This window comes from Oleiphilus sp. HI0132, assembly GCF_001635845.1.
This window is the reverse complement of sequence record NZ_LWGJ01001664.1, coordinates 1-1115: the sequence shown is the minus strand read 5'-3', so window position 1 is coordinate 1115 and position 1115 is coordinate 1. Positions and strand designations below refer to the sequence as shown.

Annotated in this window: 1 protein-coding gene; it reads left to right on the top strand. The window is 43.4% G+C overall.

Going from position 1 to position 1115, the window contains the following annotated elements; all coding sequences use genetic code 11:
• The coding region (locus A3766_RS25575) for an Rne/Rng family ribonuclease (protein ID WP_068643212.1) at positions 1-1115 on the top strand (1115 nt) is incomplete at both ends.

The window sequence follows — 1115 nt, the reverse complement described above, 5'->3', positions numbered from 1 at the left end:
AGCTTTTAATTAACGTTACGCCGGTTGAAACTCGTGTAGCGCGTGTAGAAAACGGAATGCTGCAAGAAGTGTATATCGAGCGTTCAAGTTGTCGTGGCTTCGTTGGTAATATCTACAAAGGAAAAGTAGTCCGTGTGCTTCCTGGAATGGAGGCTGCATTTGTTGATATTGGTCTTGAGCGCGCCGCATTTATACACGTTTCTGATATCACCTCTAACCCACAAGTCGGTGAAACTGGCGAAAGTGAGAATAATGCAGATATCGCATTATTGTTGCGCGAAGGTCAAGAGCTTGTTGTTCAAGTCATCAAGGATCCCATTGGTACGAAAGGTGCCCGTTTAACCACTCAGCTGTCAATTGCTAGCCGTTACTTGGTTTATATCCCAAGTGTTTCACATATTGGTATATCTCAACGTATCGAAGATGAAGTAGAGCGAGAGCGTTTAAAGCAGCTTGTTTTGAATTGTCAGGTAGATAACGAAGAGGCAGGCTCGGGCTTTATTGTGCGTACTGCGGCCGAAGGTGCAGGAGAAGATGAGTTTACGGCAGATATAAAGTTCCTGGAGCGCCTTTGGAAAAAACTAAAGCAGCGAATCAAAGAGAACGCAATTCCATCTGTTGTCTATCAGGATTTGCCGCTGTTTACACGTGCGATAAGAGATCTGGTAAAGCCTCAAACCGAGAAAATTAGAATCGATTCAAAAGAAAGTTATGGGATTGTAAAGGAGTTCTCCGAAAACTTTCTCATTGATGTTAGTAAGCGGCTTGAGTATTACCCAGGTGAACGACCTGTATTCGATTTATATAATGTTGATGATGAAATTCAGAAGGCGCTGGGAAAAAAGGTTCAACTTAAGTCTGGTGGCTATCTAATCATTGATCAAACCGAAGCTATGACCACGATTGATGTGAATACCGGCGGTTTTGTCGGGCATCGTAATCTTGAAGAGACCATATTCAAGACCAATCTCGAAGCTGCAAGGACCATTGGTAGGCAATTGCGCTTAAGAAATCTTGGCGGGATTATCATTCTCGACTTCATCGATATGGAGGATGAGGAACATAAGCGCCAGGTTCTACGAATGTTAGAGAAAATGCTTGAGCGAGACCATGCA